This is a genomic window from Gluconobacter sp. P1C6_b, assembly GCF_018811945.1.
Lineage (GTDB): Bacteria > Pseudomonadota > Alphaproteobacteria > Acetobacterales > Acetobacteraceae > Gluconobacter.
The window spans coordinates 1-16,827 of the sequence record NZ_JACRVU010000038.1 but is presented as its reverse complement, the minus strand read 5'-3'; the positions used below and the strand labels follow the sequence as shown (position 1 = coordinate 16,827).

At 54.5% G+C, this 16,827-nt stretch carries 12 protein-coding genes; 1 reads left to right on the top strand and 11 read right to left on the bottom strand.

Translation table 11 applies throughout. The features are described 5' to 3' along the window. The 3 genes from KP701_RS15255 to KP701_RS15245 form a co-directional block, all read right to left on the bottom strand. Window positions 1-181, bottom strand: a 181-nt coding sequence (locus tag KP701_RS15255; RefSeq protein ID WP_148707727.1) for a transposase, incomplete at its 3' end; no start/stop codon positions are given. 15 nt (window positions 182-196) lie between these two features. Then, window positions 197-721, bottom strand: coding sequence for a carbohydrate porin (locus KP701_RS15250; protein ID WP_215747807.1), 525 nt, complete (start codon window positions 719-721; stop codon window positions 197-199). Between the two features lie 142 nt (window positions 722-863). Beyond that, complete coding sequence (locus KP701_RS15245; protein ID WP_215747806.1) at window positions 864-1,502, bottom strand: TetR/AcrR family transcriptional regulator; 639 nt, start codon at window positions 1,500-1,502, stop codon at window positions 864-866. A gap of 215 nt (window positions 1,503-1,717) precedes the next feature. On the opposite strand from KP701_RS15245, the gene KP701_RS15240 reads away from it, so the two are divergent. Further along, a complete protein-coding gene (locus KP701_RS15240) occupies window positions 1,718-4,186 on the top strand; it encodes a membrane-bound PQQ-dependent dehydrogenase, glucose/quinate/shikimate family (protein WP_215747805.1) in 2,469 nt (822 codons plus the stop codon). A 205-nt stretch (window positions 4,187-4,391) separates the two neighbouring features. Here KP701_RS15240 and KP701_RS15235 read toward each other — a convergent pair whose 3' ends face one another. The 8 genes from KP701_RS15235 to KP701_RS15200 all read right to left on the bottom strand — a co-directional run. Next, the gene (locus KP701_RS15235; RefSeq protein WP_215747804.1) at window positions 4,392-5,777 is read right to left on the bottom strand and encodes a diguanylate cyclase; all 1,386 of its coding nucleotides are present in this window, start codon (window positions 5,775-5,777) and stop codon (window positions 4,392-4,394) included. Between the two features lie 105 nt (window positions 5,778-5,882). Continuing rightward, window positions 5,883-6,890, bottom strand: coding sequence for a glycosyl hydrolase family 8 (locus tag KP701_RS15230; protein ID WP_215747803.1), 1,008 nt, complete (start codon window positions 6,888-6,890; stop codon window positions 5,883-5,885). Window positions 6,891-6,988: 98 nt separating this feature from the next. Next, window positions 6,989-7,327, bottom strand: a complete 339-nt coding sequence (locus KP701_RS15225; RefSeq protein ID WP_215747802.1) for a hypothetical protein — start codon at window positions 7,325-7,327, stop codon at window positions 6,989-6,991. 45 nt (window positions 7,328-7,372) lie between these two features. Continuing rightward, window positions 7,373-7,804 (bottom strand): cellulose biosynthesis protein BcsD, encoded by a 432-nt coding sequence (gene bcsD, locus KP701_RS15220; RefSeq protein ID WP_215747801.1) that lies wholly within the window; start codon window positions 7,802-7,804, stop codon window positions 7,373-7,375. After that, the gene (locus tag KP701_RS15215; RefSeq protein WP_215747800.1) at window positions 7,805-11,620 is read right to left on the bottom strand and encodes a cellulose synthase subunit BcsC-related outer membrane protein; all 3,816 of its coding nucleotides are present in this window, start codon (window positions 11,618-11,620) and stop codon (window positions 7,805-7,807) included. Between the two features lie 5 nt (window positions 11,621-11,625). Then, window positions 11,626-16,173 (bottom strand): UDP-forming cellulose synthase catalytic subunit, encoded by a 4,548-nt coding sequence (gene bcsA, locus KP701_RS15210; RefSeq protein ID WP_215747799.1) that lies wholly within the window; start codon window positions 16,171-16,173, stop codon window positions 11,626-11,628. Window positions 16,174-16,279: 106 nt separating this feature from the next. Next, window positions 16,280-16,561 (bottom strand): hypothetical protein, encoded by a 282-nt coding sequence (locus KP701_RS15205; protein WP_215747798.1) that lies wholly within the window; start codon window positions 16,559-16,561, stop codon window positions 16,280-16,282. Then, on the bottom strand, window positions 16,558-16,827 hold a 270-nt coding region (locus KP701_RS15200; protein ID WP_215747797.1), incomplete at its 5' end, for a hypothetical protein. The genes KP701_RS15205 and KP701_RS15200, both read right to left, overlap by 4 nt.

Sequence of the window (16,827 nt, the reverse complement as noted above, 5' to 3'; positions counted from 1 at the left end):
TCTTCCCGGAAAAGGTCGCCGCCATCCCCTCGATCGCCTGCCGTTTCCACTGGGCGATCATCGTCTGATGTACCCCATGTTTCGAAGCCAGTTCCGCCAGCGTCAGTTCCCCACGGATCGCCTCCAGCGCAACCCGTGACTTGAACTCTGCCGCATACCGTTTCCGCGTAACCTTGCCCATAAAACCCGTCCTCGTTCAGGCCAGATGATAGCTTATCGCCCTGTCCGAAAAATGGGGACCACCTCTCAGTGTCAGATTGCCAACGTAATTTTTCGCCACATCTCGCCCGGCACGCTGAACGCCCAGCATGCGAAAGCTCAATCCCTTCGCTCCAATCAGCTTTTGCAGATTTACATCGACTCCCATCGTAATCTGATGATCGTAGGCGATCCCCGAACGCCGGCCGCCGGCTACATTGGCCAGCGTTTCGGTAAGATAGGTCAGCGTCAGATCAATTCCGTGATCGAATAACCAGCTCCGAGCGCCAAAAGGGTCTCCTAAAGCTTTATTGCTAAAAGGCGTTACGCCCCCTGAAGGGCGACTAGCCTTACCTTTTGCTTCCAGTTGCACATCCCCCGGAGCCGCCTGTACGGGCTCTTGAACAGGATCGCTCCCCGTGACGGATTGAGGCACCGCGTGTGCGGACACCGCCAACAGGCCAAGCAGACATGCGACCGAAAAAGCATTTTTAGCGGCAGCAGAACCACAAGAATGAAACATCCACTATTCCTCTCATGGCATTTCAGTTCTGACTGACTAGACAGTCAGCTCGGAAATCGAGCGAATAGTTTAAAAATACCGGCCGGAAAAATCACACTTTTGGGAAATTATGTCTGCTTCAACCACTCATTTAGGGGCAAATTCAGTCTGACGACGCCAGATAAGCGATGACGGCGTCTTTCACCATACGGCGGTGTCGTGCACAGCTCTGCGCACTAAGCATGTTGATTCCGAGAACAGAAGACACAGTGTGATGGTTGCCGACGCGATAAAAACAAAAAGACGTATAGAAAATATGCAAGTCCACAGGGGTTATTTCTCTTTTAAATAGACCCAAAGCCATTCCACGATTCAGAATATCAGCTATTACCATCATAATCCTATAGCTTACAGTGCTATCAATTCCCGTTTTTCGCAGATGTTCACCTTTATTTATGTTTTCGATCATCACGATTCTAACAAAATCTTCGTGTTTTTCGTGATAGTCGAGAGTAAAATCGATAATACGCTCCAATGCTTCAACCGGGTCAGTATTGCGTACGTCAAGATGCTCCTCATCTGAACGAAGACTAGGATAAACCTTCTCCAAAACGGCCTTATACAAGCCATCCTTATCTCCGAAGTGGTAATAGATCATACCTTTCGTTGTACGGGTTCCCCTGGCGATCCGATCTACCCGCGCGCCCGCCAGACCGTATTCAGCGAATTCTTTCAATGCGACTTCCAGAATATTTTTCCGTGTCTGGTCTGCATCCCGCAGAAAGGGAGGATCATCACTCATTCGTTAATTCTCTCGTACCTTCAATTGCTTAGGGAGGTTTCGTTCATATAGGAAAAATACCCCATTATTCTATCACGGTGAATTGAGGGTCTCAAAGCGTGAGTAGTGTTTGGTTTGGCTGGTTGGGTGTCCTATGCGTTCGCTTGCTGACTATCTAGTTAGTCTGAACGATCTAAGGCGGCCGGATTCCTTTGCCGCAGAACAGGAGAAATGTCTTGCATTCGATCGACCAACCCTCCAGTCGGCCAGCCCTTCTCCTAGCCTGGCTTTTGGCAATCGCCCTATTCGTCACAGGGCTCTACTTTTTCAGTGGTGGTATCTGGCTGCTAGTCCTTGGCGGCAGTCCTTATTTCGCCCTGGAAAGCATCCTGCTTCTCACCTCTGCCTGGTTTTTAATGCGGAGGCAATCGCTCGCTTTTCTTCTTTTCATGATTTTTTACATTACGACAGTACTGTGGGCATTCGGCGAAACGGGCATTGATTTCTGGCCCTTGATCTCCCGACTGTTTGTGCCGTCCGTCTTCCTGCTCGTTTTCTTTGCTCTTCTGCCCTATCTGCGCCAAATCAGCGGTAAGACGCCACTCCGTGGTCCGTCTTATGGACTATGCTTTTTGACGTGCATCGGTCTGATTGGGGCTTTCGCCGAGATGTTCATTCCACATGCCCCTGTCGCGGGCCCGACGCAAGAAGCGCCACTCGCCAGCACCAGAGACGGCACTGGAGACTGGAGTGCGTATGGACGCACGGCGGCTGGCACGCGCTTCGCTCCTTTTTCGGAAATCAACCGCGATACCATTTCCCGTCTCCATCAGGCTTGGACCATCCACACGGGAGATATTCCAATCAGTCCCGGAGGAAATGGTGCGGAAGACCAGGAAACGCCCCTGCAGATCGGCAACACGCTCTTTCTCTGCACACCGCATAACAATGTCATCGCCGTCGATGCGGATAGCGGTAGCAAGCGCTGGGAAGCACATGTCAATTCCCAGTCGAAGATATGGCAGCGTTGCCGAGGGCTTGGCTATTTCGATGCCTCTGCCTCTCTCCCGGTTACAACCAACGCTCTTTCCGCACCTGCACCGATCTCTCACGATCCGACGGCTCCGTGCGACAAGCGTCTTTTCACCAATACTCCCGATGGCCGACTGATCGCTATCGACGCCCAGACGGGCGAGTACTGTCAAGAATTCGGAACCCATGGTACCGTAAATCTGCTCGAAGGGCTCGGCACCGCTCCGGATCCGCAATATCAGGTTACTTCACCCCCCACCATTGCCGGTACGACTGTCATCGTTGGCGGTCGCATTGCTGACAACGTCAAAACCGATATGCCCGGTGGTGTAATTCGCGGTTATGATGTCATCAGCGGCACCCTTCGGTGGGCTTTTGACGCTCGCAATCCTGATCCGAACCACAAACTAGCCGAAGGAGAGACCTACCGGCGGAGCTCCGCAAATTCCTGGGCGCCGATGTCCTATGATGCGGCAATGAATACGGTCTTTATACCGATGGGTAGTTCATCCGTGGATCTATGGGGTGCCAATCGCACACCGGAAGACCATAAATACGCCACTTCCATCCTCGCCTTGGATGCAACGACAGGCCGTATACGCTGGGTCTACCAGACCGTGCATAATGATCTGTGGGATTTTGACATCCCGATGCAACCCACGTTGATTGATGTGCCGACGGCCCATGGCACTAGCCCAGCGGTTGTCTTCGGCACCAAATCCGGGCAAATCTTCGTTCTCGATCGGGCAACGGGCCAACCATTGACGGACGTCAAGGAAGTCCCCGTGCCCAAAGCCGATATTCCGAATGAACACTATTCCCCCACCCAGCCCGTCTCGGTCGGCATGCCACAGATCGGCGCTGGCCCGCTGAGCGAGGCGGATATGTGGGGCGCGACGCCATTCGATCAACTTGCCTGTCGGATCAGCTTCCGCTCCATGCGCTACACGGGTCTGTTCACGGCTCCAGGCACGGATACTTCGCTAAGCTTTCCCGGCTCACTGGGTGGCATGAACTGGGGCGGCATCTCCACTGATCCCGATCACCACTATATTTTCGTCAATGACATGCGCCTCGGTCTGTGGGTGCGGATGGTCAAGACATCGGCCCCAGCCCCCACACCCTCAGCGGGACAAAGTGAGAAGGTCGAAACAGGCAAAACCGGATCGGCCAGTGGCGGCGAAGCGATCAATGCCGGGATGGGTGCTGTGCCGCTTGGAGGCACGCCGTATTCTGTCGTGAAGAACCGCTTTATGTCGCCGCTGCAGATCCCCTGTCAGAAACCGCCCTTCGGGACGCTTTCTGCAATCGATATGAGGACGCACAAAATCGTTTGGCAAGTCCCGGTTGGCACAGTGCAGGATACGGGTCCCTTCGGAATCAAGATGCATGCCAAAATGCCAATCGGCATGCCAACGCTGGGGGGAACACTCGCGACGAAAGGTGGCCTCGTCTTCATCGCGGGAACACAGGATTATTATCTACGTGCTTTTGACAGCGCGACAGGAAAAGAGGTCTGGAAAGCCCGTCTGCCCGTTGGTAGCCAGGGCGGTCCAATGTCTTATGTCTCGCCCTCGACGCATCGCCAATACATCGTCATCTCGGTTGGCGGTGCACGACAGTCTCCCGATCGTGGAGACGACGTCATCGCTTTTGCATTGGATAAACAATAACGTTCGTTCCTGCGGCCTCACACCGGCCGCAGGAATAATTACGTTACATCGTGTAGATCTCCTGAATGTAAGGGGCGGCTCACGCAACAGTTCACCGAGCGACCGGGAGATATAACGGGAGCCTCCTGTCATTCAGGAGTTTCTTCAATCTTCCGCCACAAGGGCATGGATCAGATCTTTTGCCCACCTGCCCTGGCAATCCATTTCACTGAGGATGTTTTCCTTTGCTGACATGCCATCGGTTTCGACCTGCAGCCTTGGCAAGGTAAAGGGCTCGATCCGCGTCTTCAATCAGGTAACGATAATCAGGGTGGCCATCAAATGTGGCGATGCCGAATGATGCCGTCACGTGAATATCGTTTCCATTAACCGCCAAGGCAGAGCTCCGCTCAATCGCTTCGCGAATACGTTCAGCAATCTGAATTGCTTTTTCCTCTGCTGTTTCTGTCAACAGAACAAGGAATTCCTCTCCCCCATACCGGAAAACAAAATCACTCATCCTGCACTGCGCGAGCAGGATTTTAGCGACAGATCGCAATACGGAATCACCAGCGACATGCCCGAGTTGATCATTGATGGATTTGAAATGATCAATGTCCACCATAAGGACACTGAAAGGGACGTTCCGCCTTAAAGAAAGAGAGACTTCTCGACCCAGAATGGTAGGCAGAAAGCGTCGGCTTAGTGTTTGGGTGAGCGGATCACGACCATTCTCCACAGCTTCGGCCGTCTTGAAAAGCTGGTCCATCATGTAATGGATTTCTTCCAGCGCACCCTGGAGAGCCTTGATGGCCTTTGGCGACACAGGCCGTTTGGATACCAGCGTAGGAACAAGCTCGTTATCAACGTGTTCCACGGCCTTCGAGACGACGTCGATTTCTGGCGCTCCCTGAAACAGGACACTCCCCTTATGTCTCAGCCAGAGACCGAACGCAGAGTCTGAAAGAGTGCTGGATGAATCTCCCCCGTAACAAATATCAAGAAGAAAAGACTGCCCCCATTCCAGCAATGCGGCACGCTGTGTCTCTCGTTCAAGGCTTATGTCTTTTCCTAATGACATAAGCCGAAACGCCTCGTTGACCTCCACTTCCTTTCGCGTTCCCTTTACGAACTCGAGGCTCATCACCTCGATTGCGATATCGATCATGTCTTCAGCATATGCGGTGCTCATGGAATACTCCGATCCATTCAGTCCAAGCGACTGAATGAACATGCGCAGTTTTCTTTTCAGGAGACGTGCTCCGTGCATCACCACATGAATCGGGATCTGAATACGCGCATGCGCCGCACCAATCCGCTGTTGAGTCTGTACAAGGTTAGCTGCGTCAGGCGCATCATGAGAGAAAAGCTCCTTCAGCCAACGCACCAGTGCCACCCGAAGGCGCGTGTCGACGATTTCGTTTGAAAGGAAGGGTGCTGCATCAGCGTTGCCCAGGAGGACTTCATAAAACCGCTGCACACAGTCCTTCGCATGCCTGTCGATCACTTCGGCTACGGTCTCGCGCACATGTTCAGGCGTCTGTGCTATCAGGTTTTCCCACTCCTTCTGGGCAATAGGCGGCTCTTGTACTTCACCGGAAGCAATTGTCATAAAATGATTTTCCGTAAAATTATGGTCTGACCTGCGGGATAGAAACTGCAACAGCAGCATCCGCATGAGTTTTCAGATGTGATGGTGATCCCGTGGCGTGCCGCCTTAGCGCAGCCTTCGTGTCGCAACGATATTCGAGAGCAGGACGAGGGAAGCAGAGTAATAATCAATATTTCCCCTCAATACGGAAACGAAACCGTTCTCGAACCCGCAAGCCCCACCAATGGCGTGAAATCCTTCGGGAGCCCCATAAGGCGCTGTTTCATCTGTCTTCAGATCTATCCAGGCGGGCAACACGCCTGAAATGTAAGCGTGCCAGTAGCTTACGAACGGGTTCGCAAGCTCCGGATCCAGCATGCCCCCCCACTGAAGGTATAAAGGTATCCGGATTGCGTCGTAAGAAAACCGGGGGGGCCAGCCCGAAGCGATCTCTGGCGTGTCCTGGTCCTTACCAAGCGTGATCCAGTCAGGCGGCAGGCCCCATTTACCAAAACGTGCCTGCCTGAGCAGATCCATTCCGTCATCAATGGCCTGCGACCATGCCTCTGCATCGTCAAGGTCCCGTGCTGCCCGCATTGACGGAATAATATAATAGGACAGGTTCAGCGTAACCTTGCCGGGCAGCAGAAAGCCCGCAAGACCTGGAAGAAGAACAAGACGACCGTTAAAATTAACGAGAAGTTTTTCCCGGACACTAGAATAGATTTTCTTCGCCTGCGTCAGAAGATATGACCGATGCCATTTCTGTGCGGCCAGAGTCAGGGCAAAGGCAATCAGAAGATCACCGTCCGTAGCATTATTATGGTCAGGCACATGAGGAACGGCATTACTGATATACCGCCAGGAGAAAAGTGCATCCTGTGGCCTGCGGAGCGTGGTGGCAGTCCAGTTCCAGAGTTTGTCGAAAGAAGGCTGATCATCGAACGCAACCGCAAAGAGCATTCCATATCCCTGCCCCTCACTATGGGATGCGACACCATCATGAGCGTCGATGATACGCCCGTCGGAGGTCATAAAACGCCGCTTGTACTCTTCCCACAACGCATCTGCCGTCGCTGCAAAAGCATATGATTCGGTCGCGGCCAGAAGCGAAGTATAAAAAACTCCTTTCATCACCGTACGCCTGTTGAATGAAGCGGCTGGTACGGCGGGGTCACACATTCTGTTTTTCACTGCATATATCCTGTCAGGTACTGTCTCGCTTGGGGAATTCAGCGAAAAATCTCGTTGAGTTTTTTTGCGGGTGTGACGCCTGTGCTCCCGTTCCGATCCAAAATCGCGAATACTCTGGAGAGCTGAATGCTACCGACGTCCGTGAGTGAATTCTCTTTCGTCAGAACTGCGTCTGCCTTGCTGGTCACGGCATGAGGTAAAGCCGTTGCCAGATCTGGGGACTGTCCCAATGGTTCAGCATGTTCTGCTTCGTTCTCAGCCGGTGTCACGTAAGGTGTCTGTGGAATGAGAGCGACATTATCGAACGAATGGTATCTGAAATCCGGCTTTCCCATTGCGTTGCTCAGCGAAGCGATGTCGGATGGAATTTGTGACATGCGCTCAACCTTTCCGACGCATTGAGCGGGCGATAGTGGCTCTGTTCATTTTCCGTACTCGAAAAGTAGACTTCCGGGAGCGCTGGAAGGGGCCTGTGGATCCCATTTTATCCGGCAGTCTTCAGCTGCATCGGGCTGGTCCATCAGCCACTGTTCGTAGAGACCTGCCTGGCACGCTGTCAGCCAGCTTCCTGGCGGAGTGCCCGTACTGCCCAGTGATGGCAGCCCCTCATGGGTGAGCCGAAGGCTCGCCTGCGCTTCGTCAAGGGAAAGGCGCGTCTGCCCCCAGCCCAGCGTTGCAAGCTGGACGTTCATTTCCAACTCGAGGTCGAGCAGCGTCCCACATGGCGGCAAAGTTGCCCGGCGGCCAATCCGGCGCCCAACCTTGTGGAGGAAGCTGTCCCGGGCCTCAGACCCGGCCTGCTGATCAAATTCGCGGGCAAGCTCTGTAAGCAGCAGCGTAAAATCAACGGTCACTCAATGCACTCCGGAAAAGTCGTAGTGAACCGACAGGTTCACATCTGTCTGATTCCAGGGACCCGACTTCTGATAGAGAAAATGACCACCGACCTTCAGGTCAGGGGTAATGTGATAATAGAAAAGCGCTTCTATGCCGCCTGAAATTCCAGACGAGGATTTCGCGGGATCGCGATCGCTGTACTGGTTCAGCACACTGGTAGAAACACCGGCACAGGGCGTCGTCGTTGATCCATCTGCCGCAGCCAGCGTCTGCTGTAGGGCACAGGATTGCGCGGCGGCGTAATAGGCTGCCGCCTGCTGCTGATAGCTGCTGTTGAGCGGGAAAAGCAGCGTGCTGCGCTGGTGATAGGCCTGAAAGCCGCCAAAGCCGGATGCAGCCCAGTCCCACAATCCCTTATGCCCGGCATAACGCACGGGTATGGTCAGGGAGAAGAAAGACTGAGGAGAGAAATAGCCACCGTTTCCCGGAGTATAGAGGAACTGGTTATTATTATACCCGAACCAGTCAACGTCCGCGCCAACATGAACCTTGTTCATGCCATCGTCATAGATACGGAGGCTGCCCCCGCCCCCTGCCTCATAACTGACATTGGACTGGGTATTACGACCATAGATGTAAGCACCGCCGCCGCCGGCATAGAGAGAGAAGGCATCATCTCCATATTCGAACTGTGCATGAGCTCTGTTTCTGATCACACCGCCCCATGTGCCCTCCCCTCGCATTCCAGCGTATGACAGGACGCTATCAGTGATGGCACGCCGTTCCAGCGTCGTATGGAATGTCAGGTTCGGGGCGATCCGGGGGGTCAGTTCAATACCACCCAGAATATTGGTCACGGCAAAGCCAAGCGGCGACGTGCCAATATCTCCCTTGAACCAGCCAAGGGAATAATAAAGGTTCGTACCCACGCCATAAGCCGAGCGACGACGTATCGCATCACTGTAGCAGGAGGAACTCGTGACGGGATAAGGCGCACAGTTTACGGCTGTCGTTCCGGTCTGCCACAGTCCCTCGCGATAATCGAGATTTCCAGTGCCGGACGCGAGTACTGTTGGATCAAGAATAATACCCAGCCGTCCTGAACCAACCGTCATGGCACCTTCCATTTTCAGATCGGCACGGGAAAGTTTGGTCAGGCCGGTTCCGGAACGCCCCAGAAACTCGGGGGTAAGATCCACAGTCGGAGCATAGGTCTGGCTGACGCGGCTTTCATCTTCCTGAATGCCGCTCAGCATCGGATCCTGCTCCATCTCGGATTTGCCATGCTCCTGCTGTCGGAACGGATTAACGTCCTCAGCCAGGTATCCATCCGTCCGTCGAACCTGCGCGCTTCGGAGTTCTCTTGCCTGCACGAGGTCTTCAAGACTTTCCTGCCAGTTCCCATCCATCTCAGCCACACGGGCGGCTGCAATCCATGCACGGGGATCAGAAGGCGCCTGTTGCTTAAGAGTGTCGGCATTGGCTCTGGCTTCGTCTTTCTGACCAGCCTGAGCTTCCAGCCTGACCAGTGCAAGCCTGGCTTCCAGATCGTCCGGATCACGATTGACAACGGCGCGTATGATTTCGTCCGCCTTTGCGGTCTCCTGGCGGGCTTCATACAGGCGAACAAGGGCCATACGGGCTGACGTGTCAGACGGATTTTCCGCAAGAACAGGCCTGAGGGCTTCATAAGCCTCGACCTGATCGCCCTTTGCATTCAGCTGATCCGATCGCGTTACAGCCAGGCCTGTTGTAATGTCCTGGCGCTCGCGCTCCTCTTCGGCAGTCAGGTGCGCACCGACAAGACCTTCCATCAGATGCCGCGCTTCATCTGTTTTGCGAAGGCTCAGGAAACTGCCCGCATATGACAGCCTCTGCTGTGGCGTCAGATGGGAGGAAGAAGACATGAGACTTCGAAGAAAGAATACGGCAAGAGCTGACTTGCCGGCACCAATCAACTGGTTTGCAACGCCCGTGCCTCTCACCCCGGTGGGATCGCTCATGGTGTCAGCCAGTCTGCGGACATAGAAGCGGGCATCAGTGTCATCCGACGGCAGAGTAGCGATGCGATCATGATCTTCGAGACGCATTTCGACCTCCCTGATGGAAGGCGTGTGGGCCTGGGAAGGTAATGTTCGAAGAAGCTGCCTGATCCTGTCAAAATCATTAACCTGACTGCTGAAGAACAAGGCGGCCTGTAACTGTTCCACAGTCAGATGACCCGCAGTCGACAGGAGAGGCTCCATGACCTCCTGCGCTTCCTGCGGCCGGGAAGACTGCAAAAGAGCCTGAGCCAGATGAAGTCTGATCCACGGATCATCCGGTTTTTCCGACAGGGCAGAGGTCAGCAGAGTGACCCTTTCTCCGGCGTTATCCGCCCTGCTCGCCTCTGCCTGAAGATCTGCCGCACGCATGTCGTGCAGGAAACGGTTTCCCATACCCGGGATACGTCGCGCGAGTGCCTGAGCCTCGGTCACCCGGCCATCCGATGCCAGAAGTCCACTCAGCCCCTGAAGCGCGGCAATATTGCCAGGTTCTGAAGCGAGCACACTCCGATAGCCCCGCTCGGCTTCAGCCATTCGCCCTTGCCTGCGATCCATATCTGCGAGTTTGACTTTAAGCGCCGTCTGATCGGGTGCCAGTTCCAGCGTATCGACAGCAAGCTGTCGTGCCTCGGCATAACGCCCCGCGGCAATCAGACTGTCTATCCTGTGATAAGTACCAGCCAGTTTCGAGCCAGCGAGAGCCTGCGTCCAGCGTGCGGCCTCAGCCGGATTCAGCTGCGATGCACGGTTCAGAAGTGTCGTGGCTTCGTCGGAACGTCCCTGTCGCAGACGAACGAGCCCGAGGCCTCCTACGGCGTCAGCGTCGTCCGGATGGGTTAGGAGCACATTATTGAAGTCACGCTCCGCCTGCTGAAGATTGGCATGATCCAGAGCCTGGAATCCCTCGGTACGGATCTGGGCCAACTCTTCACTCGGTGCATGCTCCGCCCGGCTGCGCTGTTCCAGTACGCCACGGTCCTGTGGAAATACCGACAGAAAGGCATCGTAGAACGGCATGCTGCGAGGTGTTGCAGGAAGCCAGTAAAGCGCTGTGCGCCACGCCCGTCTAACGGAAGCTCGCTGTTCGCCCGAAAGAGCTGAAACACCTGCCAGTCGTTGCAACCGCTCCATTCCCTCAGAGCGTGTCTCCTCACTCCAGGTCAGCGATTCAGCATAACCAATCTGGGCAGCAATATTGTTCCGGTTGGTACGGATAAGTGAGCGCAGTCCGGCAATGCCTTCGTTTCGCAATGGCTTGGCTGCGGCCATCACCTGATAGTATTCCAGCGCGTATCCATCAGGCGGCCCGTTTGGAAACAGACGCTTGTATATACGCACGGCTTCTGTCGCTTTCCCTGAACGGGCCAGCGTTCGTGCCTCATCCAGAAGAGGGCCGGAGACAAGACTGCCTCTCATGACGGAATCCAGCTTTTGTGCCGTCTCCGGATTGCTTCCCTGAAGAGTTTTCAGAATTTTTCCCGAGGCTTCAACATCCCCTTTCTGAGCCGCCCACTCCCCTTCGATTTCCAGAACGTCCGGATTTTGAGGCGCTATCTGGCGTGCCTGCGCCAGTGTTTCAGCCGCCCAGTCATACTGGTTCCGGTCGAGCCAGTATCGTGTCTGTTTCAACAAAAGCGCGACAACGCTTCCCTGGCCATCCTGTGTTGCCGGGAGAGCCGTGGCCTTCTGGGCCTGTACCTCTCCTGGCCACCAGCAGAGTGCACATTGCGACAGACTGGACAGAAACAGGACAGACTTATGCCGAGGCGACAGAAAAGGGACTTTCATCGTGCCTAGACGCCCTGATCCGAGAATTGAACCGCATCCATGACACGTTTGCGCAGCATAGCCTGATATATGACAGCCTTATGGAGGCTACGTCCGATCAGGAGAATGGCGACGGCAGCCGCGACAATGATACGGAATGGATGCTCACGGAAGATACGCTCGATATTCACCCAGAAAGGGAGGCTACCCACGGTGTAGGAGATGCCATTGCGGGATGCGACGACATGACTGCCATTAACAACTGTCAGGTCCCCTTGAATTCCCCGCTGCTTTTCCGGATCACGCATGGCATGGACCAGTTCGTCCAGCCCCTGCGGTGTCCCCGCCAGCATCATGACAAGCGAGCGATGCGACGCATAAGGCGATTGTGCCGCAATGAGCGCTCCGCCGCTCTGAAGACTGAGTGCGCCCTGAAGCTTTACCGTGCCGGTGTCAGAAACGGCGTTTCCTGCGAGATCGGTGAAGAAATATCGAACACCATCCAGCATTGTTCTCTGCCGGAAATGGAGCTTGCCATTTTCAAGAGTATAAGGCGTTGCAGCTAAAAGTGATGCGTATGACCTGCCCAGGCCAAGTGTTCCGAGCACCAGAACGTCCTGATCGGGAAAGGTCTTGGCAGAGGCCAGTGCGCTCTCGCCGATCAGGGTCATCTTGTCTGCCGGATACCACGTATAGGAACCTATGGTGCCCATCAGGTCCAGAAAGGCCGTTGTTACCGCCGTATCGGGCTGGTCCGGCAGGCAGATGACCGTTTCGGAAAGGTCGGCAAGGCGCGTGAAGGGGAAAGCGCTGTTTGCAAACATTGCGAGATTGGGAAGGACGGCAAAGTGATATGCCCGCCTGAAATCAAGCGTAGAGTCCGGATCAATACTGACCGTGATGTCCTGCCCGGACGCAGCAATCTGTGTATTTTCAGCCGGACGACCACTGAAATAGAAATCCAGCTGGTTCTGCGCATAGACGCCCCAGACCGGGAGTTTGATCCGGTCCTGCTGCAAGGCGGAAATCGACGGGAAATAGCGGGAGACCCACAGGGGCAGAAGGGTGGGGGCTCTCCAGGAGTAGCTCCGCAGATACAGACCATTGAGACTCACATCCACATGGGAGCGATCCAGATCGACCATTGCTTCCAGAGGCCCATTGATCCCGACTTCGGCGAGAAATGGCTTATCCCGCCAAGTATAGAGATCAGGCAGGACACGGAAGGGGATACTGAGTGTACCAGGAACGTACCCATGGCCAGTGAGCGCAGCATCACTGACCAGTTCCCCAAAACGTACTACCCGGCTTGTCGGTATGAACGCCGGTGCGTCATAAGGGCTTCTGGCCAGGGCTTCTGGCGCGCTCACAGCCTGTGACGCATTCTCGGAAAGTGCTTCTGGCAGAAAGGCGACTGCACGCGCCGCTTCCTGAACCTCTTCTGTGGTACGCCCCGTGATAACCAGTACAGTTCCGTTACTATCTTTGGGATTGGCAACTTCGGCTACAAATGGCCCGTTGACAGATGCCGGAAGAAGAAGTCCCGACGGCAGCAGACTTACTGGAGCAATAGCCACCGCATTGCCACTTGCCGGGAGATATCTGCTGACAGGAAACGAGACATGTCGAACATCAGTGATCTTCCCGAACCAGCCTGCCATGATCGCAGCGCCGCGCAGATCGGCCGGAGACTGATGATCGGGAAGCACAAATGGCAGCACGACGGGATCAACAGCATGGACATCAAGAAAGGGGGCGGGAAGACGGTTAAGGTGACGCTGCGGCGGCAGGGGTACGGTCGTCAGCGTCAGAGAGGACATGCCTCTTATTTCAGCCCATATATCGACCGTTTTTTGAGACAGAGCCGGCGTCTCGTGATCCGACGGGCCACTTCCCAAAGAGAAGGTCAGGGTATTCTTTTTCGTAAAAAGCACAGGATCAATGTCGAAACTGATCGCATCGAACACAGTACGAGAGCGATCCATGGTGATCGTTCCGACATACTGATCATTGAAGCGTATCGTAATGGCTCCGCCCATGGCGACGAGCTGGGGTGAAAAAGCTCCACTCAGGACGAGATGTGCCCCTGTAACAAGACGAGACGAGGGGACGGAGATATTGACCCCCTGAATGGAAGCCCAGGGCAACATCCGCAGAACCGAGGGAGTTCCGAAATACATGAGCGAAAAGGTTTGCGGCGTTGCGCCTGCGATCGAAGAAATGACCGGCGCCGGTGCATTCGTATTAGTACCGATATCGGGTAAAGGAACACTGTCTCCAGCATCCACGGGCGAAGAAGGCAGCGCCTGAGCGTAAACCTCCCCGCTCATCGCAATACCCGTCATCAGACCGATGATCAGGAGAAGGGCCGTCGAACCTTGTTTTAGAGGGCGCAGCACTATTCTCTCACGTTTTTTCCTGCGGGCAGCGGCAAAATCTTTCGCCTGCTGTTCGGCATTCAGAATTCGTTTGTCGCGCTCTGCATAGGCAGCAGGCTCATCCCGTTTCAAAAGGCTCCCGAAACAGCGCAGAAGCAGCCATGCGCTCCGTAGCGGACGGTCCGGCGCATAGTTGTCCCAGCCAAGCCAAGCGTCTGCCCGGCCAAACATGAACCGTACAATCACCGCTTCTTCCCGCGGGGAAACAGGAGTCCAGCGCAGGCTGACCTCATCTTCTTCAACAAGTACAATTCTTGCGAGTACTTCCGGCTCATCTAGCTGCAGGCAGAGGCGCACTGTCATATCTGGCCTGAGCTGGCTAGCGTATTCAGGCGGAACGTGAATTCTGCACCCACCTCGTGAGACATCGATCGTGATGCCTTCGACGAGAAGGCCATTCTGCAAATCCAGCGTCAGCGGGAATATAGCAGCAAGTCTGGGACTGTGCCTGATCTGACGCGTTTCCCGCCCGACAAGAATGGCCCCAAAAACCAAAAGAGCATTCAGTGCGGCCCAGAAGCATGTCGTCCATAACGCATTCAAAACCATAACATCATGCTGTCTGAAAAAAATTCTCCACACCCCGGAAATAACCGCTGCACAGAGCAGAATCAGAATGACGATCTGCGGCCAAATGGCACGCATATCCGTATATTCCTGCTTCACCAGCCCGCCCTTGTCGGTCACATTGAAGCGGCCCCGTCGTGGGAAAATCAGCGTCATGAGAGTAATTGGGGCAATAAATGGCGCAAGCGCGATGTCATAGACTTCGCTCCAGAAGGAATATCGCCAGTTTCTCTGGACGTGAGACGCTGTTGCGACGGAATGGAAAAAATGGGGCAGTACATAGACAGCGAGAGCCATGGGAGAGGCTGCTATCAGCGTTTCTCCAAAAAAGAGATATGCAAGCGGCGCCAGAAGGAAGATGAGACGCGGTATCGCGAAGAGAAAACTCATCGTCGCGGACAGGTAACAGAGCCGTTGAGCAAACGTCAGACCTGGTCCGAACAACGGATTATCCACACGAAAAATCTGCGTCATGCCTCGCGCCCATCGTGCGCGCTGACCGATATGAAGGATAAGACGTTCCGTTGCCAGTCCGGCGGCCAGGGGGAGACGCAGATAGGCGCTGGACCAGCCTGCCCTTTGCATCCTTAATGCCGTATGGCAGTCCTCTGTCACGGTATCAGTCGCGACCCCGCCAATCTCCTCCAGAGCCGTCCGCCGCAGTACCGCGCACGAACCGCAGAAAAATGCGCTATTCCAGAAATCATTCCCCGGTTGCAGTAGCCCGTAAAACAGATTGCCTTCCGGAGGAACGGAAAGACCTTCTGAAAGATTTCGTTCAAAGGGATCAGGAGAATAAAAGTAATGAGGGGTCTGAATCAGACCTATACGGCGGTCAGCGATCATCCATCCCATTGTAGACTGTAGAAAAGCGCGCACGGGAATATGGTCGCAATCGAAAATTGCGATGTATTCACCAGAGGTAAGAGAAAGAGCATGATTTAGGTTGCCAGCCTTTGCATGAGCATTATCGGCACGCGCGATATAACCCGCGCCACAGGCTTGCGCGAATTCGAAAAACTCACTTCGATGCCCATCATCCAGAATGTAAACGTTCAGTCGATCTGCCGGCCAATCCAGCCCCAGACAGGCCAGAACTGCCATACGAACTATCTGCAGGTCCTCATTATAAGTTGGAATATAGACGTCTACAGAAGGCCACGTCTCGATCCTGTCTGGCAAGGCGGCTGGTTTGCGTTCAAGCGTGTGCAATGTCTGAAAGTAGCTTAAGACAAGCATGATCCCCGCGAAAAATTCCGCGAATATAAGAGCTCCACTTAAGGCAGCCTGAGCAAAATCCTCGAATTCAACCGTTTCTGTGAGACGCCAGACAAAATATCTTAGAGAAACAAATAGCGATAATAGTTTGAGAATAATCGCCGCATTTTCATTGCGCACTCTATCTACGACAAAAAAAGCAAGAACACCCGCAACAGCAAGAACAGCCTGATTTTCCACAGATAGAGGAATGGTTGCGGCCCCTCCAAAAAGGAGCGTTCCGCCTACCGTCGCAAACGCAAGGTGACGCGCTCTTATGGAACGCCACGCGGCAAGAGAGGACACTACCATTTTCTATCGAAATCCGAACTGAACAAAGAAAGAAGCGGCGACGCATGCGTCGCCGTGCTGTCCGTCCCTTGCCTGCATTAAGCCCTGCTGCAATTTCATAGATGCGTCACAGCAACGGTATTCCAGTCGGGCCGCACTGGACCTCGATTGCCAGACGTTCTTCATGAGCAAGCTCTGCCAAAGCCGCGCAATGATACCGGGAGCCATGCGCAGCAGCCCGAGCAACGTGCCACCACGCACCCAGATCGCTTTGCCCTATCCCGCGCAGCCGAGCGCCCGTGCCGTAATTGTACTCTATGGTCCAGCCCTCATGGCCAGCCTGCGCCAGATCGAAGCCTCTCTCATGTCGCTCAACCGGCTGAGCACCTTCAGGGAAACTCGTTTTCATTCCCCATCAACCATTACTGGGGACGAAGGCCCTTCCGTAAAACTCAGCTTCCCAAACTCGATTACCAAATCGTCTGCCACATGCCGATCAACCACTTCATACGTCATGGTATCGTTGATCAGATCTTTCCCATTGAAACGAAAAGACATCCCGCCCGGCACACCTGGCAAACGACTGTTCTCTTCCGAGACCCCTCCCGCCACTGACGAGGCAGTATGACCTTCCTTTTGCAACAGAGAATTGCCGGATGCCAAAAACGGTCGTTT

Excerpts from the sequence above, each read along its gene's own strand:
- KP701_RS15250 (WP_215747807.1), bottom strand. The coding sequence starts at position 721 with ATGTTTCATTCTTGTGGTTCTGCTGCCGCTAAAAATGCTTTTTCGGTC.
- KP701_RS15245 (WP_215747806.1), bottom strand. The coding sequence starts at position 1,502 with ATGAGTGATGATCCTCCCTTTCTGCGGGATGCAGACCAGACACGGAAA.
- KP701_RS15235 (WP_215747804.1), bottom strand. The coding sequence starts at position 5,777 with ATGACAATTGCTTCCGGTGAAGTACAAGAGCCGCCTATTGCCCAGAAG.
- KP701_RS15230 (WP_215747803.1), bottom strand. The coding sequence starts at position 6,890 with ATGAAAGGAGTTTTTTATACTTCGCTTCTGGCCGCGACCGAATCATAT.
- KP701_RS15225 (WP_215747802.1), bottom strand. The coding sequence starts at position 7,327 with ATGTCACAAATTCCATCCGACATCGCTTCGCTGAGCAACGCAATGGGA.
- KP701_RS15215 (WP_215747800.1), bottom strand. The coding sequence starts at position 11,620 with ATGAAAGTCCCTTTTCTGTCGCCTCGGCATAAGTCTGTCCTGTTTCTG.
- bcsA (WP_215747799.1), bottom strand. The coding sequence starts at position 16,173 with ATGGTAGTGTCCTCTCTTGCCGCGTGGCGTTCCATAAGAGCGCGTCAC.
- KP701_RS15205 (WP_215747798.1), bottom strand. The coding sequence starts at position 16,561 with ATGAAAACGAGTTTCCCTGAAGGTGCTCAGCCGGTTGAGCGACATGAG.